This window comes from Metapseudomonas cellulosilytica (assembly GCF_049334135.1).
Classification (GTDB): domain Bacteria; phylum Pseudomonadota; class Gammaproteobacteria; order Pseudomonadales; family Pseudomonadaceae; genus Metapseudomonas.
Genome location: NZ_JBHZGN010000009.1, coordinates 97930 through 119294, shown reverse-complemented (window position 1 = coordinate 119294; position 21365 = coordinate 97930). Strand labels below are relative to the sequence as shown.

Genomic DNA, 21365 nt, shown 5'->3' with positions numbered 1-21365 from the left:
GGAATCCTTTGGATAAAAAATATGAATTTGAGTTATTCGATGCAACCCCCTAGCATCGTCCCCACAAGCAAAAGGGGCATTCGACCCCTGCGCAACGAAGCAAGCTGATGAGGACCTGAAGATGGCCGGCAAGACGCTCTACGACAAGCTCTGGGATGCCCACGAGGTGAAGCGCCGCGACGATGGCTCGTCGCTGATCTACATCGACCGTCACATCCTTCACGAAGTGACCTCGCCGCAGGCCTTCGAAGGGCTGCGCCTGGCCGGTCGCAAGCCCTGGCGCATCGACGCCAACATCGCCACCCCGGACCACAACGTTCCGACCACCCGCGCCGAGCGCCAGGGTGGCCTCGAAGCCATCGCCGACGAAGTGTCGCGGATCCAGGTCAAGACCCTGGACGAGAACTGTGACGATTTCGGCATCCTCGAATTCAAGATGAACGACGTGCGCCAGGGCATCGTCCACGTGGTGGGCCCGGAGCAGGGCGCCACCCTGCCGGGCATGACCGTGGTCTGCGGTGACTCCCACACCTCCACCCATGGCGCCTTCGGGGCCTTGGCCCACGGCATCGGCACCTCCGAGGTCGAGCACGTGCTGGCCACCCAGTGCCTGGTGGCGAAGAAAATGAAGAACATGCAGGTGCGCGTGGAGGGCCAACTGCCCGCCGGCGTCACCGCCAAGGACATAGTGCTCGCCGTGATCGGCAAGATCGGCACCGCGGGCGGCAACGGCCATGCCCTGGAGTTCGCCGGCAGCGCCATTCGCGACCTGTCCGTCGAAGGCCGCATGACCATCTGCAACATGGCCATCGAGGCCGGTGCCCGCGTCGGCCTGGTGGCCGTGGACGAAAAGACCATCGCCTATGTCGAAGGCCGCCCCTTCGCGCCCAAGGGCGCCGACTGGGACAAGGCCGTGGCCGCCTGGCGCGACCTGGTGTCCGATGCCGACGCTCACTTCGATACCGTGGTCGAACTGCGTGCCGAAGCGATCATTCCGCAGGTCAGCTGGGGCACTTCGCCCGAGATGGTGCTGCCGGTCGACCAGCGCGTGCCGGACCCGGCCGCCGAGGCTGATCCGGTCAAGCGCGGCTCTATCGAGCGCGCCCTGAAGTACATGGGCCTCGCCGCCAACCAGGCGATCACCGATATCCAGCTGGACCGCGTGTTCATCGGTTCCTGCACCAACTCGCGCATCGAAGACCTGCGTGCCGCCGCCGAAGTCGCCAAGGGCCGCAAGGTCGCCGCGACCATCAAGCAGGCGCTGGTGGTGCCGGGCTCGGGCCTGGTCAAGCAGCAGGCCGAGAAGGAAGGCCTGGACAAGATCTTCATCGAAGCCGGCTTCGAATGGCGTGAACCGGGCTGCTCCATGTGCCTGGCGATGAACCCGGACCGCCTGGAAAGTGGCGAGCATTGCGCGTCCACCTCCAACCGCAACTTCGAGGGTCGTCAGGGTGCCGGTGGCCGCACCCACCTGGTCAGCCCGGCCATGGCCGCCGCCGCCGCGGTGATCGGCCGTTTCGTCGATGTTCGCGAGTTGCTCAAGTAAGGAAGGAGAGTCGAGATGAAAGCCTTTACCCAACACACCGGTCTCGTCGCTCCGCTGGATCGCGCCAACGTCGACACCGATCAGATCATTCCCAAGCAGTTCCTGAAATCCATCAAGCGCACCGGCTTCGGCCCCAACCTGTTCGACGAGTGGCGTTACCTGGACGTGGGCCAGCCGAACCAGGACAACTCCAAGCGCCCGGTCAACCAGGAGTTCGTGCTGAACTTCCCGCGCTACCAAGGCGCCAGCGTACTGCTCGCCCGCGAGAACTTCGGCTGCGGCTCCTCCCGTGAGCACGCGCCCTGGGCCCTGGACGAGTACGGCTTCCGCGCCATCATCGCGCCGAGCTACGCGGACATCTTCTTCAACAACAGCTTCAAGAACGGCCTGCTGCCGATCATCCTCAAGGACGAAGAAGTTGACGAACTGTTCAAGCAGTGCGAAGCCACCGAGGGCTACCAACTGACCGTCGACCTCGCGGCGCAGACCGTGACCCGTCCGGACGGCAAACAGTACAGCTTCGAGGTGGACGCCTTCCGCAAGCACTGCCTGCTCAACGGCCTGGACGATATCGGCCTGACCCTGCAGGACGCTGACGCGATCAAGGCTTTTGAAGGCCAGTACCGCGCAAACAGCCCCTGGCTGTTCCGCGACGCCTGAAGCTGGGGCGGAGATCGACATGAGCGACAAAGCCCACCAGCAGGTGGTACAGCGCCAGTTCGGCGAGCAGGCCAATGCCTACCTGAGCAGTGCCGTGCACGCCCAGGGCGTGGAATTCTCGCTGCTGCAGGCGGCGGTCGAAGACCGTGGCGATGCGCGCGTGCTAGACCTCGGTTGCGGCGCCGGGCATGTCAGCTTCCACGTCGCGCCGCTGGTCGGCGAAGTGGTGGCCTATGACCTGTCCGAGCAGATGCTCGAGGTGGTGGCCGCGGCCGCCGCCGAGCGCGGCCTGGCCAATGTGCGTACCGAGCGTGGGGCGGCCGAGCGCTTGCCCTTTGCCGATGCCAGCTTCGATTTCGTCTTCAGCCGCTACTCGGCGCACCATTGGAGCGACCTTGGCCTCGCCCTGCGCGAAGTGCGCCGGGTGCTGAAACCGGGCGGCGTGGCGGCCTTCATCGACGTGGCCTCGCCCGGCAGTCCGCTGCTCGACACCCATTTGCAAACGGTGGAAGTGCTGCGCGACACCAGCCATGTGCGCGATTATTCCGCGGCTGAATGGCTGCAGCAGGTCAGCGAGGCGGGGCTGTTCGTCACCCGTCACACGCGTCAGCGCCTGCGCCTGGAATTCACCTCCTGGATCGCGCGCATGCGCACCCCGGAGGTTTTCCGCGATGCCATCCTTGCCCTGCAGAACGCGGTGGGCGAGGAGGTACGGGAGTATTTCGAGATTGCCGCGGACGGCTCCTTCAGCACTGATGTCGTGGTGCTCTGGGCCGAACGCTAGAACGAATTGCCTGGCGCGGAGCGCGCCTAATGAGAGGAAAGCATGAGCAAGCAGATTCTGATTCTCCCCGGTGACGGTATCGGCCCGGAGATCATGGCCGAAGCGGTCAAGGTGCTGGAGCTGGCCAACGACAAGTTCCAGCTCGGCTTCGAGCTCACCGAGGACGTCATCGGCGGCGCCGCCATCGACAAGCACGGCGTTCCCCTGGCCGACGAGACCCTGGAGCGCGCACGCAAGGCCGATGCGGTACTGCTGGGCGCCGTGGGCGGTCCGAAATGGGACAAGATCGAGCGTGACATCCGTCCGGAACGCGGTCTGCTGAAGATCCGTTCGCAGCTGGGCCTGTTCGCCAACCTGCGCCCGGCCATTCTCTATCCGCAACTGGCCGAGGCTTCCAGCCTCAAGCCGGAAGTGGTGGCCGGCCTGAACATCCTCATCGTCCGCGAGCTGACCGGCGGCATCTACTTCGGCCAGCCCCGCGAGCAGCGCGTGCTGGAAAACGGCGAGCGCCAGGCCTACGACACCCTGCCGTACAGCGAGAGCGAAATCCGCCGCATCGCCCGTGTCGGCTTCGACATGGCCCGTGTGCGCGACAAGAAGCTGTGCTCGGTGGACAAGGCCAACGTCCTCGCCTCCAGCCAGCTGTGGCGCGAAGTGGTGGAAGAGGTGGCCAAGGATTATCCGGACGTCGAACTCAGCCACATGTACGTCGACAACGCCGCCATGCAGCTGGTCCGCGCGCCCAAGCAGTTCGACGTGATGGTCACCGACAACATGTTCGGCGACATCCTGTCGGATGAGGCTTCCATGCTCACCGGTTCCATCGGCATGCTGCCTTCGGCCTCGCTGGATTCGAACAACAAGGGTATGTACGAACCCTGCCACGGCTCGGCGCCGGACATCGCCGGGCAGGGCATCGCCAACCCGTTGGCGACCATACTCTCTGTATCGATGATGCTCCGCTACAGCTTCAACCAGACCGCTGCCGCCGACGCCATCGAGAAGGCCGTCAGCCTGGTGCTGGACCAGGGGCTGCGTACCGGCGATATCTACTCCGCCGGGGCGACCAAGGTCGGTACTCGCGAAATGGGCGATGCAGTGGTCGCGGCGCTGCGGAATCTGTAATCTGTCGGGCTCGCTGGCATTCCAGCGGCCCACTTTTTCAAGAAAGGTGTAGTTGTCATGAAGCGTGTAGGTCTGATCGGTTGGCGCGGCATGGTGGGTTCCGTGCTCATGCAGCGAATGCTGGAAGAGCGGGATTTCGACCTGATCGAGCCGGTGTTCTTCACCACTTCCAATGTCGGTGGCCAGGGCCCCGCGGTCGGCAAGGACATTGCCCCGCTGAAGGACGCCTACAGCATCGACGAGCTGAAGACCCTCGATGTGATCCTGACCTGCCAGGGCGGCGACTACACCAATGAGGTGTTCCCCAAGCTGCGCGAAGCCGGTTGGCAGGGTTACTGGATCGACGCCGCCTCCAGCCTGCGTATGCAGGATGACGCGGTGATCGTTCTCGATCCGGTGAATCGCAAGGTCATCGACCAGCAACTGGACGCGGGCACCAAGAACTACATCGGCGGCAACTGCACCGTCAGCCTGATGCTGATGGCCCTGGGCGGCCTCTTCGAAGCCGGCCTGGTGGAGTGGATGAGCGCCATGACCTACCAGGCGGCCTCCGGCGCCGGCGCGCAGAACATGCGTGAGCTGATCAAGCAGATGGGTGCCATCAATGGTGCCGTGGCGGACGACCTGGCCAACCCGGCCAGCGCCATCCTCGACATCGACCGCAAGGTGGCCGAAGCCATGCGTGGCGAAGACTTCCCCACCGAGAACTTCGGTGTGCCGCTCGCCGGCAGCCTGATCCCCTGGATCGACAAGGAGCTGCCCAACGGCCAGAGCCGCGAAGAGTGGAAAGGCCAGGCCGAGACCAACAAGATCCTGGGTCGTTTCAAGAGCCCGATCCCGGTGGACGGCATCTGCGTGCGCATCGGCGCCATGCGTTGCCACAGCCAGGCGCTGACCATCAAGCTGAACAAGGATGTGCCGATCGCCGACATCGAAGGCATGATCAGCCAGCACAACCCCTGGGTGAAGCTGGTGCCGAACCAGCGCGAAATCAGCATGCGCGAACTGACCCCGACTGCCGTGACTGGCACGCTCAGTGTTCCGGTCGGCCGTCTGCGCAAGCTCAACATGGGCTCGCAGTACCTGGGCGCCTTCACCGTCGGCGACCAGCTCCTCTGGGGCGCCGCCGAGCCGCTGCGCCGCATGCTGCGCATCCTGCTGGAGCGTTGAGTTCGTGGGGCGTCGATGAGGCTCGTCGGCGCTCCCTGAACCTCGATTGCCTGGGCGCGGGAGTGGCGGTTAAAGTGCCGCTCCCCGCACTGCCAGAAGTAACTCCCTCATGAGCCAGTCCCTCGACATCGCCGTCATCGGCGCCACCGGCACCGTTGGCGAAACCCTCGTCCAGCTTCTCGAAGAACGGGAATTCCCGGTCGGTAACCTGCATCTGCTCGCCAGTGGCGAATCCGCCGGCGCCTCCGTGCCCTTCAAGGGGCGCAACCTGCGGGTGCGGGACATGGCCGACTTCGATTTTTCCCAGGTGAAACTGGCTTTCTTCGCCGCTGGCGAGGCGGTGACCCGCAGTTTTGCCCCCCGCGCGACAGCCGCGGGCTGTTCGCTCATCGACCTGTCCGGCGCCCTCGAGGCGAGCGAGGCGCCGAGCCTGGTGCCCGAGGCCAATCCGCAATTGCTGCAAGGCCTCACTGCGCCCTATCGACTGACCAGCCCTAGTGCTTCCGCCGTGGCGCTGGCCTGTGTGCTGGCGCCGCTCAAGGATCTGCTCAAGCCCCAGCGTCTCAGCGTGATGGCCAGTCTCGCGGTCTCCAGCCGCGGTCGCGAAGGCGTCACTGAACTGGCCCGCCAGACTGCCGAGCTGCTCAATGCCCGGCCGCTGGAACCGCGCTTCTTCGATCGCCAGATCGCTTTCAACATCCTGGCCCAGGCCGGCACGCCAGACGCCGACGGGCACATCGCCCTGGAACGTCGCCTGGCGGGGGAGATCAAGCAGCTGCTCGGCACACCCGCGTTGCGCGTCGCTGCCACCTGCGCCCTGGCGCCGGTGTTTTTCGGCGACAGCCTGGCTGTTTCCCTGGTGGCCGCGGATGAGGTGGATCTCGCTGCCGTGCGTGCGTGCCTGGCGCGGGCGCCGGGTGTCGAGCTGGTGGAGGAGGAGGGCGACTATCCGACCGCTGTCGGCGACGCCGTGGGGCAGGATTCGGTATATGTAGGCCGAGTCCGGGGTGGGGTGGACGACCCTTGCGAACTCAATTTGTGGATTGCTTCAGATAATGCAAGAAAAGGCGCTGCGCTCAATGCTGTGCAGTCCGCCGAGTTGTTGATAAAACACTATCTGTCAAAGATACTTACCTGAAAATTTGTAGAAATATTCTAGCTTGACAATACTGGCTTGGCCTTATCGTTGATGGGGAGCCGCCGTTCCGGCGCGCGCAGGCAGCGACTAAAGACCCTCCTCTCGCGCAGCGAGAAAAAAGATAAAACAAGGGAATCACTCTATGGTTCGGGTTCGCAAACTTGTGCTGGCAATCGCGGCCGCATCCGCGCTGACTTCTGGCATGGCCAACGCCCTCGGGCTCGGGGAAGTCACGCTGCGTTCTTCCTTGAACCAGCCCCTGGATGCGGAAATCGAGTTGCTCGAGGTGCGCGACCTGGCTTCGGCTGAAGTCAAGCCGAGCCTGGCGCCGCCGGAAGAATTCTCCAAGGCCGGGGTCGATCGCCAGTATTTTCTGCAGGACCTCAAGTTCACCCCCGTGGTCAAGGCCAACGGCCGTAGCGTCATCCGGGTGACGTCGAGCAAGCCGGTGCGCGAACCCTATCTGAACTTCCTGGTCGAGGTGCTCTGGCCCAGCGGCCGCCTGCTGCGTGAATACACGCTGCTGCTCGATCCGCCGCTCTACTCGCCCCAGGCCGCGGCAGCCGCCGCGCCGCGGGCTCCCGTCGCCGCGCCCGCTCCGTCGCCGCGCCCGGCGGTTGCCCAGTCGGCCGCACCGGTTCGCAGCGCTCCTGCGGTGCCGGCTGCTCCCGCCGCCGCGCCGCGCCCGAGCGCTCCCGCTCCTGCTTCGGCACCCAAGGCACCGGATGACCAGTACCGCACCAGTTCCCGCGACACCCTCTGGGACATTGCCGAGCGTACCCGCGCCGGTGGCTCGGTGCACCAGGCCATGCTGGCGATCCAGGACCTTAACCCCGATGCCTTCGTCGACGGCAATATCAATCGCCTGAAGAGCGGCCAGGTGCTTCGCCTTCCGGATGAGAGCCAGATCGCCAGCCGGAGCCAGGCCGAAGCCATCTCCCAGGTCCAGGCGCAGAACACGGCCTGGCGCGAAGGTCGCAGTCTGGCCGGTGAGGGCAAGCGTCAGCTCGATGCCACCAAGCGCAGCAGTGCCGACGCCGCTCCCGAGAAAGTCGAAACACAGGACAGCCTGCGTTTGGTTTCCGCAGCCAGCGGCAAGGCTTCCAGTGGCAGCGACAAGGGCGCTGACACTGGGAGCAAGGCCCTTAACGACAAGCTGGCGGTGACCCAGGAAAGCCTGGATTCGACCCGTCGCGAAAATGACGAACTGAAGGGCCGCTTGGGTGACCTGCAGAGCCAGATGGACAAGCTGCAACGCCTGATCCAGCTCAAGGACGACCAGCTCGCCCGGCTCCAGTCCAATATGGCTGCCCCGGGCGAACAGGCGCCGGCCGCACCCGCTGCAGCCGAACCTGCCCAATCCACCCAGGTTGCCGAGGCTCCCGCCGAGCCGGCAGTTGCTGCCTCCAGTGCGCCTGTAGCGGCCGAGCCGGCCCAGGCCTCCGCTCCGGAAGCCCAGGCGCCTGCCCAGCCTGCGGAGCCCGTTCAACCGGCAGCTCCGGCCGACGCTGCAGCCCCGGCGCAACCGGAGGCGACCGCACAACCCGAGGCACCGGCCGCCGCGCAGCCCGCAGCGCCCGCCGAGCCGGTGCAGGCCGCTCCGGCCGCGCCCGTGGCCGAACCGCCGCAATCCAGCATCATCGATGATGTGCTGGCCAATCCGATGCTGCTCCTGCTCGCTGGCGGCAGCGCGCTGGTAGCCCTGCTGGTCCTGTTGATGGTGCTGTCCCGCCGTAATGCGCTCAAGGAAGCCGAGCTGCAGAACAGCCTGGCCGCGCAGGATGACGAAAACAGCTTCGACAGTGACTTCGACACCAAGGACGACAGCTTCGACGCCCTCGACAGTTCCTCCTTCGATGTTGCCGCAGCCGATGCCCCGGAGGCCGTTCCGGCCAAGGCGGAGGAGCGAGTCACCGCGCAGACCAGCGATGTGATCAGCGAGGCCGACATCTATATCGCCTACGGTCGCTTCAACCAGGCTGCCGAGCTGCTGCAAGGCGCCATCAACGAAGAGCCCCAGCGCAGCGACCTGCGTCTGAAGCTCATGGAGGTCCATGCCGAGCTGGGCGATCGTGAAGGTTTCGCCCGCCAGGAGCACGAGCTTCGCGAGATCGGCGGCGCCGCTGGCGACGTCGAGCAGCTCAAAGGCAAGTACCCGGCCATGGCAGCAGCGGTCGTCGCCACCGCCGCCGCGGGTCTGGCAGCGGCCGACGACCTTGAAAGCTTCAGTCTCGACGACCTGGGGCTGGACGATGCTCCGCAGGCCGCTGCCGCGCCAGCCGCCGCCGGCACGAACCTGGACGACGACTTCGATCTGAGCCTTGACGACCTCGGTTCCGGCCTGGATCTCGACCTGGGCGAAGAGAAGCCTGCGGCGATCCAGCCTGCAGCGGCTCCGGTGAATGAGCTGAGCCTGGACGATCTGGAATTCGACGACCTGGTCGAGCCGGCCAAGGCCGAGGATGCCCTGGATTTCGACCTGGACATCGGTTCCGCCGCCGAACTGTCGAGCGCTAGCGAGACTCTGGAACTCAGCGATGACCTCGCCGATTTCAGCCTTGACCTGGAACCTGCCGCCCAGCCGGCAAGCGCCGAAGAGGACGAGTTCCTGCTCAGCCTGGACAGCGACTTCGATGCGCCCCTGGCGGCTGCGGAGCCTGCCGCGCCAGAAGCGGAGGTCACCACCGCCGGCCTGCTGGACCTGCCAGCGGACTTCGACCTGTCCCTGCTCGATGAGCCGGTCGCCGAGCCGGTGGCCGACAATGACAGCTTCGCGGCCCAACTGGATGAGGTCAGCGCTGAGCTGGACCAGCTTTCCGACAGTCTCCAGCAGCAGGCGGAGCCGGTTGCCGTGCTGGAAGCCGAGAGGGCAGAAAAGGAACTGGGTGAGGAGGACGACTTCGATTTCCTCTCCGGTACCGACGAAACCGCGACCAAACTGGACCTGGCTCGCGCCTATATCGACATGGGTGACACCGAAGGTGCTCGCGACATCCTCGACGAAGTGATGTCCGAGGGGAACGACACCCAGCAACAGGAAGCGCGCGAACTGATCGCACGACTCAGCTGATAGATGACAGAAGCAGTACCCGCAGCGGCAGCCTCTGAGGCTGCCGCTGGCATTTACAGAATCGCCCTCGGCGTCGAATACAAGGGTTCCCGCTACCGCGGCTTCCAGCGCCAGCGCGCCGGTGTGCCCTCGATCCAGGAGTCCCTTGAAACCGCCTTGAGCCGCGTGGCGGGCGGCGCGCCCGTGACCCTCTCCTGCGCCGGTCGCACCGATGCCATGGTGCATGCCAGCGGCCAGGTGGTGCACTTCGATACTCCGGTGGTGCGCTCGATGCACGCCTGGACCATGGGCGCGAACATGAACCTGCCGGGCGATATCAGCGTCACTTGGGCCAAGGAAATGCCGAAGACCTTCGACGCTCGTTTCAGCGCCATGGCCCGGCGTTATCGCTACGTAATCTACAACGACGAGATTCGCCCGGCGCACATGGCTGAAGAGGTGACCTGGAACCATCGCCCGCTGGATATCCAGCGCATGCGAGAGGCGGCCCGGTGCCTGGTCGGGATGCACGACTTCAGTGCCTTCCGCGCCAGACAGTGCCAGGCGAAATCGCCGATCAAGACGGTGCATCACCTGGAATTGATCGAGCTCGGCCGCATGATCGTTCTGGATATCCGCGCCAACGCCTTCCTCCACCACATGGTGCGCAACATCGCCGGGGTATTGATGACGATCGGCGCGGGCGAGCAGCCGGTCGAGTGGGCGAGACAGGTGCTGGAGGGGCGTATCCGGCGGGAGGGTGGGGTTACCGCGCATCCGTACGGGCTCTATCTGGTGCGGGTGGAATATCCGGAAGAATTCGAGCTCCCGCAGCGTTACCTTGGCCCGCACTTTCTTTCCGGCTTGCCGGAAACGGTGGGCTGACGCTGCTCCGGGCCTTTGCTAACATTCCTGATCTTTCCCCTGCAGGTGTCCGCATCTTGTCAGCTGTTCGCATCAAAATCTGTGGCATCACCCGAATCGAAGACGCCCTGGCTGCGGTCGCCGCCGGGGCGGATGCCGTAGGTCTGGTGTTCTACCCCAAGAGCCCGCGGGCAGTGACCCCGGCCCAGGCCAGGGCCATAGTCGCGGCGCTGCCCCCCTTCGTGACCAGTGTCGGGCTCTTCGTCGACATGCCCAGGGCTGAACTGCAACAGGTCCTGGCCGAGGTACCGCTTGATCTGCTGCAGTTCCACGGCGACGAAACCCCGGAAGACTGCGGCGGCTATGGCCGCCCCTACATCAAGGCGCTGCGGGTCAAGCCGGGCGACGACATCGCCGCCGCCATCGCCGCCTATCCCGAGGCGGCGGGGATCCTGCTGGACACCTACGTCGCGGGCACCCCGGGCGGCACCGGAGAGGCCTTCGACTGGGGCCTGGTGCCCCAGGATGCGGCAAAACCGCTGGTGCTGGCCGGAGGTCTCACCCCGGAGAATGTGGCTGACGCGGTGCGCCGCGTACGTCCCTATGCGGTGGATGTGAGCGGTGGCGTCGAAGCCAGCAAGGGCATCAAGGATGCGGCGAAGATCCAGGCCTTCATCCAGCAGGCACGTGCCTGAAATGTGTTTCGCGGTAACTTTCGCGGGGCGGGCCCCTGGCGCGTCTCCTGCATATGTGACGGACGGCGTTTCGCTGCCGTCCATAAGCGAGTTGCCCGGGCAGGCGAAGCCTGTCGGGTCGCGTAGCAAGGCTGCGACGAGCGGGCCTGTTTCTTACAAGGGCGATGGTGAAGCCATCGCCGGGGTGACCCCCGGGAATTCCATGACTGCTGGGGTCGCAACGATGAATTCGCTCAAGGACATGCGCGGGGCAATGAACCGCTAGCGCGTGTTCGGGCCTGAAAGCTGTGGAGAACTAGAGCATGAGCAACTGGCTGGTAGACAAGCTGATCCCTTCGATCATGCGTTCCGAGGTGAAGAAGAGCTCGGTACCGGAAGGCCTCTGGCACAAGTGCCCGTCCTGTGACGCGGTGCTTTACAAACCGGAACTGGAAAAGACGCTGGACGTCTGCCCGAAATGCAACCACCACATGCGCATTGGCGCGCGCGCGCGCCTCGACATCTTCCTGGATGCTGAAGGGCGCGAGGAACTCGGCGCCGACCTGGAGCCGGTGGATCGCCTGAAATTCCGTGACAGCAAGAAGTACAAGGACCGCCTTGCCGGCGCCCAGAAGGAAACCGGCGAGAAGGATGCCCTGATCGCCATGCGCGGTACCCTGCACAAGATGCCGATCGTGGCCTGTGCCTTCGAGTTCTCCTTCATGGGGGGGTCCATGGGTGCCATCGTCGGTGAGCGCTTCGTCCGCGCCGCCAACATGGCCCTGGAACAGCGTTGCCCGCTGGTCTGCTTCTCCGCTTCCGGCGGCGCGCGCATGCAGGAAGCCCTGATCTCCCTGATGCAGATGGCCAAGACCTCGGCGGCCCTGGCGCGCCTGCGCGAAGAGGGCATCCCCTTCATTTCCGTGCTGACCGACCCGGTCTACGGCGGTGTTTCCGCCAGCCTGGCCATGCTCGGTGACGTGATCGTCGGCGAGCCGCGCGCCCTGGTCGGCTTCGCCGGCCCGCGTGTGATCGAGCAGACCGTGCGCGAGAAGCTGCCGGAAGGCTTCCAGCGCAGCGAGTTCCTGCTGGAGCACGGCGCCATCGACATGATCATTCCCCGCGCGGAACTGCGTGAGCGCCTTGGACGGCTGCTGGCGCAGATGATGCGCCTACCTTCCCCGGCTATCGCATGACCCAGAGAACCCTTGCCGACTGGCTTTCCTACCTTGAACAGCTCCACCCCACGGCGATTGACATGGGGCTGGAGCGCAGCCGCGAAGTCGCCAGCCGGCTCGGCCTGGGCCGACCGGCGCCGAAGGTGATCACCGTCACCGGCACCAACGGCAAGGGTTCCACCTGCGCCTTCCTGGCCGCGCTGCTGCGCGCCCAGGGGCTGAAGGTCGGCGTCTACAGCTCGCCGCACCTGCTGCGCTACAACGAGCGCGTGCAGGTGAACGGTCTGGAAGCCACCGACCAGGCGCTCTGCGACGCCTTTGCCGCGGTAGAAGCGGCGCGCGGCGAAATCTCCCTGACCTATTTCGAAATGGGTACCCTGGCGGCGTTCTGGCTGTTCCAGCGTGCCGGTCTTGACGCCGTGGTGCTGGAAGTCGGTCTCGGCGGGCGCCTGGATGCCGTCAATCTGGTGGATGCGGACCTGGCGCTGGTCACCAGCATCGGTCTCGATCATGCCGACTGGCTGGGTGACACCCGCGAAAGCGTGGCCTTCGAGAAGGCCGGGATCTTCCGCGCCGGCAAGCCTGCCCTCTGCGGCGATCTCGATCCGCCTCGGCCGCTGCTGGAGCAGGCCAGTGCGCTGGCGGCGCCCCTGTTCCTGCGTGGTCGGGATTTCGACCTGGCAGTAGGCGAGGGCGGCTGGCACTGGCGCGGCGTCAACGCTTCCGGGCAGGTGCTGGAGCTGCACGACCTGCCGCTGCTTGACCTGCCCATGGAGAATGCCGCCCTGGCGTTGCAGGCCTACGCGCTGCTCGGCATGCCCTGGCAGCCCGATATCCTGCAGGCTGCCCTGCAGGGTACGCGGGTCACCGGCCGTCTGGACCGCCGCCGCATCCATTGGCGCGGCAAGACCGTTTCCCTGTTGCTGGATGTCGGCCACAACCCCCATGCGGCCGAGTTCCTTGCGGCCCGACTGGCCGCACAACCCCTGGCTGGCCGCCGGCTGGCCGTGTTCGGCCTGCTCTCCGACAAGGATCTCGACGGCGTACTGCACGCCCTGCAGACCCAATTCGCCCATTGGGCCGTCGCGCCCTTGCCGACGCCGCGCAGTCGTCCCGCCGCCGAACTGCAGGCGGCATTGACGAACCTTCGCGCAAGCGTCAGTGTCCACCAAAATATCGCCGCCGCACTTGAAACGCAGTGTGAGCAGGCGACTGCGAACGACGAGATCCTGGTGTTCGGATCGTTCTATAGCGTGGCCGAGGCACTGAGCTGGCTGGAAGGCCAAGCCGCTGGGGGGTAAGGGAAATGGCAGTGTTGGACAAGGGACTCAAGCAACGGATCGTTGGCGCGCTGGTGCTGGTGGCGCTGGCGGTGATCTTCCTGCCCATGCTGTTCAGCCGCGAGGATGAACTGCGCCAGGTCGTGGTCGAAGCGCCGCCGATGCCGAAGGCGCCGGAGATCCCGGTAGCCGAGCTGGAGCAGGTCCAGGTGCCGGAGCCCCAGGCGCTGCCTCAGGAACCGGTTCCGCCGCTGGAGCCCGCCGACGAGGTGCTCGCCTCCAGTACGCCGCCGGCCCAGGGAACCGCTCCGGCAGCTCCTGCCCAGCAGGTGCAACCCGCCCAACCCGCTCAGCCCGTTGCGCCGGCCGTTCCGGCGCCGGCACAGGCCAGGGCGCCCGCACCCGCTGCGGTTCCAGCTGCGCCGGTGGCGGAAGTCAAGGCCGAGGAAAAGCGCCTGGATGTCAATGGCTTGCCGGTTAGTTGGTCGATCCAGCTTGCCAGCCTGTCCAGTCGTTCCAGTGCCGAAAACCTGCAGAAGAACCTGCGCACCCAGGGTTACAACGCCTATATCCGCAGTGTCGAAGGCATGAATCGGGTGTTCGTCGGTCCGGTCATCGAGCGTGCCGAAGCCAACCGCCTGCGCGACCAGCTCAGCCGTCAGCAGAAGCTGAACGGCTTCGTCGTCCGTTTCCAGCCGGAGAAAGGTTGATAGACCAGGATAATCGAGCCCTTTCAGCTCCGCGGGTTACCGGAGTTGAAGGGCTCTGCTAAAATGCAGCGCCTTTTCAGTTTGTGGGCTGCACTGTGGCATTCACCTGGGTCGATTGGACGATCATCGCCATCATCGCCGTTTCCAGTCTGGTCAGTTTGAGTCGGGGCTTCGTCAAGGAGGCTCTCTCGCTGCTCACCTGGATAGTCGCAGGCATAGTGGCCTGGACCTTTGGCGGCGCCCTGTCACTGCACCTCACCGAATTCATCGAAATGCCTTCGGCGCGCATCATCGCGGCGTGCGCCATCCTCTTCGTCGCCACCTTGCTGGTGGGGGCACTGATCAATTTCCTGATCGGCGAGCTGGTCAGGGTCACCGGCATGGACGGCACCGACCGCGTACTGGGCATGGCCTTCGGCGCCGCCCGTGGCGCGCTGCTGGTGGTGCTGCTGGTCGGCCTGCTCAGCCTGGCCCCGGTGCAACAGGATCCCTGGTGGCAGCAATCGGCGCTGCTACCGCATTTTCTCATGGTCGCCGATTGGTCGAAGAACCTCATTCTGGGCTTCACCAGTCAGTGGCTCGCGAGCGGCATCAGCTCACCCAGTTGATGCGCCGCACCCGGAAGAATGCCCAACCATGCCCAAACGGCCTGGACGGGTACTTGTTTAGCCTGAACTACTAGCAGGGGTTGCGTCACATGTGTGGCATCGTCGGTATTGTCGGTAAGTCGAATGTCAATCAGGCGCTGTATGACGCGCTTACCGTCCTTCAGCATCGCGGCCAGGACGCTGCCGGTATTGTGACCAGCCATGACGGCCGGCTCTTCCTGCGCAAGGACAACGGCCTGGTCCGTGACGTCTTCCAGCAGCGCCATATGCAGCGCCTGGTGGGCAACATGGGCATCGGCCATGTGCGCTATCCCACCGCCGGCTCCTCGAGCTCCGCCGAGGCCCAGCCGTTCTACGTCAACTCGCCCTATGGCATCACCCTGGCGCACAACGGCAATCTGACCAACGTCGAGCAGTTGGCCAAGGAAATCTACGAGTCCGACCTGCGTCACGTGAACACCAACTCCGACTCGGAAGTGCTGCTCAACGTGTTCGCCCACGAACTGGCCCACCGCGGCAAGCTGCAACCCACCGAGGAAGATGTGTTCGCCGCGGTTTCCGGTGTGCACCAGCGCTGCCGTGGCGGTTACGCCGTGGTGGCGATGATCACCGGTTATGGCATCGTCGGTTTCCGCGACCCCCATGCCATCCGCCCGATCGTCTTCGGCCAGCGTCACACCGACGAAGGCGTGGAGTACATGATCGCCTCCGAGAGCGTCGCCCTCGATGTGCTCGGCTTCACCCTGATCCGCGACCTGGCCCCGGGCGAGGCCGTGTACATCACCGAGGAAGGCAAGCTGTTCACCCGCCAGTGCGCCGACAAGCCACAGTACGCCCCCTGCATCTTCGAGCACGTCTATCTGGCGCGCCCGGATTCGATCATGGACGGCATCTCGGTCTACAAGGCGCGCCTGCGCATGGGCGAGAAGCTGGCCGAGAAAATCCAGCGCGAGCGTCCCGACCACGACATCGACGTGGTCATCCCGATTCCGGATACCAGCCGTACCGCAGCCCTGGAGTTGGCCAACCACCTGGGCGTGAAGTTCCGCGAAGGCTTCGTGAAGAACCGCTACATCGGCCGGACCTTCATCATGCCCGGCCAGGCCGCGCGCAAGAAATCCGTGCGCCAGAAGCTCAATGCCATCGAACTGGAATTCCGCGGCAAGAACGTGATGCTGGTGGACGACTCCATCGTGCGCGGCACCACCTGCAAGCAGATCATCCAGATGGCCCGCGAAGCCGGCGCCAAGAACGTCTACTTCTGCTCGGCCGCCCCGGCGGTGCGCTATCCGAACGTCTACGGCATCGACATGCCCAGCGCCCACGAGCTGATCGCCCACAATCGCTCCACCGAGGAAGTCGCCGAGCTGATCGGCGCCGACTGGCTGGTCTACCAGGACCTGCCGGACCTGATCGACGCAGTGGGTGGCGGCAAGGTCAAGATCGACCACTTCGACTGCGCGGTATTCGATGGCCAGTACATCACCGGCGATGTCGACGAACATTACCTGCACAAGATCGAGCAGGCGCGCAATGACGCATCCAAGGCCAAGGCCCATGCGGTGAGCGCGATCATCGATCTGTACAACAACTGAGGCGCAAGCCTCGAGTCGCGAGTTGCAAGCCTGTAGCCCGGATGTCGTCCGGGCTACGTTTCTGAGGAGGTGGGGATATGACGCAGGAATGGGAAGCCGGAAGGCTGGACAGTGACCTGGAAGGCGCAGCCTTCGAAACCCTGGCCGTGCGGGCTGGCCAGCGCCGCACGCCGGAAGGCGAGCACGGCGAGGCCATGTTCCTGACCTCCAGCTACGTATTCCGCACCGCCGCCGACGCCGCCGCGCGTTTCGCCGGCGAAGTGCCGGGCAACGTCTATTCGCGCTACACCAACCCCACGGTGCGGACCTTCGAGGAACGCATCGCCGCCCTTGAAGGCGCCGAGCAGGCCGTGGCCACCGCTTCCGGCATGTCCGCCATCCTCGCCATTGCCATGAGCCTGTGCAGCGGCGGCGACCATGTGCTGGTCTCGCGCAGCGTGTTCGGCTCCACCATCAGCCTGTTCGAGAAGTACCTCAAGCGTTTCGGCATCGAGGTCGACTATCCGGCGCTGTCCGACCTGGCCGGCTGGGAAGCGGCGATCAAGCCGAACACCAAGCTGCTGTTCGTCGAATCGCCGTCCAACCCCCTGGCCGAGCTGGTGGACATTCCCGCCCTGGCCGAGATCGCCCACGCCAAGGGGGCGCTGCTGGTGGTGGACAACTGCTTCTGCACGCCGGCGCTGCAACAGCCGCTGAAGCTGGGGGCGGACATCGTCATGCACTCGGCCACCAAGTACATCGACGGCCAGGGCCGCACCATGGGCGGCGTAGTCGCCGGTCGCGCTGAACACATGAAGGAAGTGGTGGGCTTCCTGCGCACCGCAGGCCCGACCCTCAGCCCCTTCAACGCCTGGGTCATGATCAAGGGCCTGGAAACCCTGCGCGTGCGCATGCAGGCCCACTGCGCCAGCGCCCTGGAAATCGCCCGGTGGCTGGAGACCCAGCAGGGTGTCGAGCGCGTCTATTACGCCGGCCTGGAAAGCCATCCGCAGCATGAGCTGGCCAAGCGTCAGCAAAAAGGCTTCGGCGCGGTGGTCAGCTTCGAGGTCAAGGGTGGCAAGGAGGCGGCCTGGCGCTTCATCGACGCCACCAGGATGATCTCCATCACCACCAACCTGGGTGATACCAAGACCACCATTGCCCACCCGGCCACTACCTCCCACGGGCGCCTGTCGCCCCAGGAGCGCGCCAATGCCGGCATCAGCGACAGCCTGGTCCGCCTGGCCATCGGCCTGGAGGACGTTGCCGATCTCAAGGCCGACCTGGAGCACGGGCTCGCGGCGCTGTGATCGACTGGACCCTGCCGGAGGCCGGCGCAAGTAACGGCAAGGTCGCGCTGGTCACCGGCGCGTCCCGCGGCATCGGCCTTGGCGTTGCCGCCTGGCTGATTGCCGAGGGCTGGCAGGTAGTGCTTGCCGATATCGACCGCGCCCGGGGTTCCAGGGTGGCCAAGGCACTCGGTGAGAATGCCTGGTTCGTCGCTATGGATGTGGCCCACGAAAGCCAGGTCGCGGTGGGCGTGGCCGAAGTGCTCGGGCAATTCGGCCGCCTCGACGCCCTGGTCAGCAACGCCGCGATCTCCGAGCCGCGCAACCCGCCGCTGGAAAGCCTGGAGCTGGCGCGCTGGAACCGCGTCCTGGCGGTGAACCTCACTGGCACCATGCTTCTGGCCAAACATTGCGCGCCTTACCTGCGAGCCCATCGCGGCGCCATAGTCACCATCGCTTCCACCCGTGCCCACCAGTCAGAACCTGACAGCGAGGCCTATGCGGCCAGCAAGGGCGGCCTGCTGGCGCTGACCCATGCCCTGGCGATGAGCCTGGCGCCGGATGTCCGGGTAAACGCTGTCATGCCCGGCTGGATCGATGCCCGCGACCCCTCTGCCCGCGTAGAAGCGCCGCTTTCCGAACTGGACCACGACCAGCACCCGCTGGGCCGCGTCGGCCTGGTGGAAGACGTGGCCGCCCAGGTAGCCTGGCTGCTGTCGGATAACGCCGGTTTCGTCACCGGCCAGGAGTTCATGGTCGACGGCGGCATGACCCGCAAGATGATCTATCTCGACTGAGTTCCGGTCGGGAAGGGCGGGGCGGCGTCATCGCGAGGTGCGCCGCCCTTTCTTTCTTTTGCGGGGTGGAAATCCGTCTTGCGGATCTCCACCCTGCGGCGAGGGGGATGCGTAGGTGGATAAGGCTCGGCCTTATCCACCGACGTCGCCTCAAGGCTTGCGCAGGTCGATGGCGGGGGCGTGCGTGCCGTCGAACAACTCCACCGGCTGGCGCGGCAGGATGGCCGGGCGGCCTTCCTTGTTGTGCTCGCCGACGATGCGGATGTCGTTGTACTTCTTCCCGGAAAGGGCGGCGAGGCCGGCGCGGTCACGCACCACCGTCGGCCGCAGGAACACCATCAGGTTGCGCTTCACATGGGTGTCCTTGGTGGAGCGGAACAGCCGCCCGAGGATCGGGATATCGCCCAGCAGCGGAACCTTGGAATCGGTCTGGGTGATGTCGTCCTGGATCAGGCCGCCGAGCACGATGATCTGGCCGTCCTCGGCGAGGATGGTGCTCTTGATCGAGCGCTTGTTGGTGATCAGGTCCACCGCCTGGGCGGTCAGGGTGGCCGTGGGGGCGATGGAGGAAATTTCCTGCTCGATCTCCAGGCGCAGGGTGGCGCCTTCGTTGATGTGCGGGGTCACCTTCAGGGTCACGCCGATATCCTGGCGCTCGATGGTGGTGAAGGGGTTGTTGGCCCCCGAGGCGTCGGTGGTGAAGGTGCCGGTCTGGAACGGCACGTTCTGGCCCACCAGGATTTCCGCTTTCTGGTTGTCCAGGGTCAGCAGGCTGGGCGTGGACAGCAGGTTGCTCTTGCTGGTTGCCGATAGCGCAGTGATGAGGGCGGCGAAGTTCTCGGTGCCGATACCGATGATGGCGCCGTCGGGCAGGGTATCGGGGATTTCGTCGTCGCGGATGGCGTTGAGCACGGTACCCACCGAGAGTCCGGTGTTGCCGAAGTTGACCCCGCCCAGGCCGCCGGTATTGCCGCGGGCATCCACCGCCCATTGCACGCCGAGCGCGTCGGTGATGTCACCGGAAATTTCCACGATTGCCGCTTCCACCATCACCTGGGCGCGGGGTACGTCGAGCTGGCGGACGATGTCTTCCATGGCCGCGACCACGTCCGGCTCGGCCAGCACCACCAGCGCATTCAGGCTCTCATCGGCGCGGATCAGGATGTTCTGTGGCTTGCCACCACCACCACCGCCGCCGCCACCGCCGGCGGCGCCTTGCTCGCCACCGCCTTCCTCGGTTTTCAGGCCCTCGGAGATTTCGCCGAGGGTTTCGGCGAGGCTCTTGGCGTCGTTATGACGCAAGCGGATCACCCGTGTATTGGCCGAGCGAGAAGTGGGGGTGTCGAGGGATTGTGCCAGGGCGGCCAATTTCTCCCGGGCGGACGGCGGGCCGAGGAGGATCAGGCGGTTGGTACGGGCGTCGGCGATCACCTGGGTGCCGGAGGTGCCCTTGGACTGGCCTCGGTTCAGGGAGGCATTGAGCACTTCGGCGGCGTCCATGACCCAGGCGTGGCGCAGGTTCAGCACGGTGTAGTCACGGTCGCCTTTCTGGTCGAGCTGGCGCATCAGGTCTTCGATACGCGCGATATTGGCGGCGCGGTCGCTGATGATCAGGGCGTTGGCCGAGGTCACCGCGGCGAGATGGCCGTACTGGGGGACCAGGGGGCGAATCAGTGGAATGAGCTCGGTCACCGGCGTGTGCTGCACCTGGATCACACGGGTTTCCAGGCTTTCGGCACTGGGCCGGCTGGTGGTGGCCTCGGCCTTGGCTTCGGCATTGGGAATGATGCGCGCCTGGTCGTCCTGGGCCACTACGGTGTAACCATGGGTCGCCATCACCGAGAGGAACAGCTGGTAAACCTCGTTGAGATCCAGCGGCGCTTTCGAGACCACGCTGACCTGGCCTTTCACCCGGGGATCGACAATGAAGGTCTCACCGGTGATGTCGGCGATCTGGTCGATGAATTCGCGGATGTCGGCATCCTTGAGATTGATCGTCCAGCCATCCTGCTGCTGCTGCGCATTGCTCGGCGCGGCGGCCGGCTGGGCGGCCAGCAGCGGCAGGGGCGCGGCCAGGAGCCCGGCGGCGAACAGGGCGAGCGTGAGGCGCGAGAAAGTCGGGGTCATCGTGTCATTCGCTTTCCTGGGGCTGTTCGGGGGAAGCTTCGGCAGGCGCGCTGTCGGGCTCTTCCATTTGTTGGCGCAGTTTTTCCATGCGCTCGCGCAATTCCGCGGCGTTGTCTTCCTGCAGGCCGCTGAGGTCGTCGACCGCCCCCGCTGCCGGCTCTTCGGCGCCGCTGCCGACGGGGGTGAAGCGTGAGCGCGGCGCCGGGAAGCTGAGGCTTTCGAGGCGGCCATTGCGTTCGATCTCGACTCGATTGCGGTACACCGCGTGCACCTTCACACCACTGGTGATCTCGTCACCTGCGCCGAAGCGGCGCGGTTTTCCGCCTTCGTACTGGATGATGGCGATGGATTTGTCCGGCCCCGCATGCAGGAAACTCCCGAGCAGGGTCAGGCGCAGGTTGGTGCTGGGCGGTGGCCCGCTGGGCTGGGTGGCCGGGGCGATGCCGAATAGTGGTTCGAGGTTCTGCAGGGGCTGGGCGGTGGCGAGCGGGGCTTCCCCTTGCTGAGGGGGCTCGGCCTGGGCGTCGACCAGGCGCAACCACGCCCGGGTCTGCCAGGCGAAGCTGGAGGCCATGGCCAGTACCAGCAGCGCACCGACAAGGGCCGGCGCGTGGCGTTGCAGCCAGTGCACGGAATCCGGGGCTCGCAAGTGGGTCCAACTCCTAATGCTATGTCGTTCTTCTGGTCTTATGTATTGGCAGAACTGCTTTGATCATAGCAGCGCTGAAGAGTGCCATGCTCGGCCGCCCGGATGATGTTGGGACGCAGTCGCTGTGCTAAAGATATCTTTGA

18 protein-coding genes are annotated in these 21365 nt (G+C 65.3%); 16 read left to right on the top strand and 2 right to left on the bottom strand.

Annotated features, from left to right (window positions below):
- Positions 1-121 precede the first annotated feature (121 nt).
- The 16 genes from leuC (at position 122) to ACFW0H_RS13520 (ending at position 18446) form a co-directional block, all read left to right on the top strand.
- Positions 122-1546: a 3-isopropylmalate dehydratase large subunit gene (gene leuC, locus ACFW0H_RS13595; RefSeq protein WP_422914425.1), complete on the top strand. Its 1425-nt coding sequence runs from the start codon at positions 122-124 to the stop codon at positions 1544-1546.
- Between the two features lie 15 nt (positions 1547-1561).
- A complete protein-coding gene (gene leuD / locus ACFW0H_RS13590; protein ID WP_422914424.1) occupies positions 1562-2206 on the top strand; it encodes a 3-isopropylmalate dehydratase small subunit in 645 nt (214 codons plus the stop codon).
- Positions 2207-2225: 19 nt separating this feature from the next.
- Positions 2226-2990: a class I SAM-dependent methyltransferase gene (locus tag ACFW0H_RS13585; RefSeq protein ID WP_422914423.1), complete on the top strand. Its 765-nt coding sequence runs from the start codon at positions 2226-2228 to the stop codon at positions 2988-2990.
- 42 nt (positions 2991-3032) lie between these two features.
- Entirely contained in the window at positions 3033-4115 is a 1083-nt protein-coding gene (gene leuB, locus ACFW0H_RS13580; RefSeq protein WP_280363221.1) for a 3-isopropylmalate dehydrogenase, read from the top strand.
- Positions 4116-4172: 57 nt separating this feature from the next.
- Positions 4173-5285 carry an aspartate-semialdehyde dehydrogenase gene (gene asd / locus ACFW0H_RS13575; RefSeq protein WP_422914422.1) on the top strand — a complete coding sequence of 371 codons (1113 nt, stop codon included), beginning with the start codon at positions 4173-4175 and terminating at the stop codon, positions 5283-5285.
- Between the two features lie 109 nt (positions 5286-5394).
- Positions 5395-6423, top strand: coding sequence for an aspartate-semialdehyde dehydrogenase (locus ACFW0H_RS13570; protein ID WP_422914421.1), 1029 nt, complete (start codon positions 5395-5397; stop codon positions 6421-6423).
- A 142-nt stretch (positions 6424-6565) separates the two neighbouring features.
- A complete protein-coding gene (locus tag ACFW0H_RS13565) occupies positions 6566-9493 on the top strand; it encodes a FimV/HubP family polar landmark protein (protein WP_422914420.1) in 2928 nt (975 codons plus the stop codon).
- 3 nt (positions 9494-9496) lie between these two features.
- The gene (gene truA / locus ACFW0H_RS13560) at positions 9497-10357 is read left to right on the top strand and encodes a tRNA pseudouridine(38-40) synthase TruA (RefSeq protein ID WP_422914419.1); all 861 of its coding nucleotides are present in this window, start codon (positions 9497-9499) and stop codon (positions 10355-10357) included.
- Positions 10358-10413: 56 nt separating this feature from the next.
- Positions 10414-11031 (top strand): phosphoribosylanthranilate isomerase, encoded by a 618-nt coding sequence (locus ACFW0H_RS13555; RefSeq protein ID WP_422914418.1) that lies wholly within the window; start codon positions 10414-10416, stop codon positions 11029-11031.
- Positions 11032-11333: 302 nt separating this feature from the next.
- A complete protein-coding gene (gene accD, locus ACFW0H_RS13550) occupies positions 11334-12206 on the top strand; it encodes an acetyl-CoA carboxylase, carboxyltransferase subunit beta (RefSeq protein ID WP_422914417.1) in 873 nt (290 codons plus the stop codon).
- Entirely contained in the window at positions 12203-13489 is a 1287-nt protein-coding gene (gene folC, locus ACFW0H_RS13545; protein ID WP_422914416.1) for a bifunctional tetrahydrofolate synthase/dihydrofolate synthase, read from the top strand. The genes accD and folC overlap by 4 nt, the downstream gene beginning before the upstream one ends.
- 5 nt (positions 13490-13494) lie before the next feature.
- Positions 13495-14178 carry an SPOR domain-containing protein gene (locus tag ACFW0H_RS13540; protein ID WP_422914415.1) on the top strand — a complete coding sequence of 228 codons (684 nt, stop codon included), beginning with the start codon at positions 13495-13497 and terminating at the stop codon, positions 14176-14178.
- Positions 14179-14273: 95 nt separating this feature from the next.
- Positions 14274-14786 carry a CvpA family protein gene (locus ACFW0H_RS13535; protein ID WP_422914414.1) on the top strand — a complete coding sequence of 171 codons (513 nt, stop codon included), beginning with the start codon at positions 14274-14276 and terminating at the stop codon, positions 14784-14786.
- Between the two features lie 89 nt (positions 14787-14875).
- Positions 14876-16381: an amidophosphoribosyltransferase gene (gene purF / locus ACFW0H_RS13530; RefSeq protein WP_422914413.1), complete on the top strand. Its 1506-nt coding sequence runs from the start codon at positions 14876-14878 to the stop codon at positions 16379-16381.
- A 77-nt stretch (positions 16382-16458) separates the two neighbouring features.
- On the top strand, positions 16459-17670 hold the full coding sequence (locus ACFW0H_RS13525) for an O-succinylhomoserine sulfhydrylase (RefSeq protein ID WP_422914412.1): 1212 nt from the start codon (positions 16459-16461) through the stop codon (positions 17668-17670).
- Entirely contained in the window at positions 17670-18446 is a 777-nt protein-coding gene (locus ACFW0H_RS13520) for an SDR family oxidoreductase (RefSeq protein ID WP_459077300.1), read from the top strand. The genes ACFW0H_RS13525 and ACFW0H_RS13520 overlap by 1 nt, the downstream gene beginning before the upstream one ends.
- A gap of 150 nt (positions 18447-18596) precedes the next feature.
- Here the strand turns inward: ACFW0H_RS13520 and gspD are convergent, their stop codons facing one another.
- Complete coding sequence (gspD, locus tag ACFW0H_RS13515) at positions 18597-20573, bottom strand: type II secretion system secretin GspD (protein WP_422914411.1); 1977 nt, start codon at positions 20571-20573, stop codon at positions 18597-18599.
- Between the two features lie 4 nt (positions 20574-20577).
- Positions 20578-21222 (bottom strand): type II secretion system protein N, encoded by a 645-nt coding sequence (locus ACFW0H_RS13510; protein ID WP_422914410.1) that lies wholly within the window; start codon positions 21220-21222, stop codon positions 20578-20580.
- Between the last annotated feature and the right edge of the window lie 143 nt (positions 21223-21365).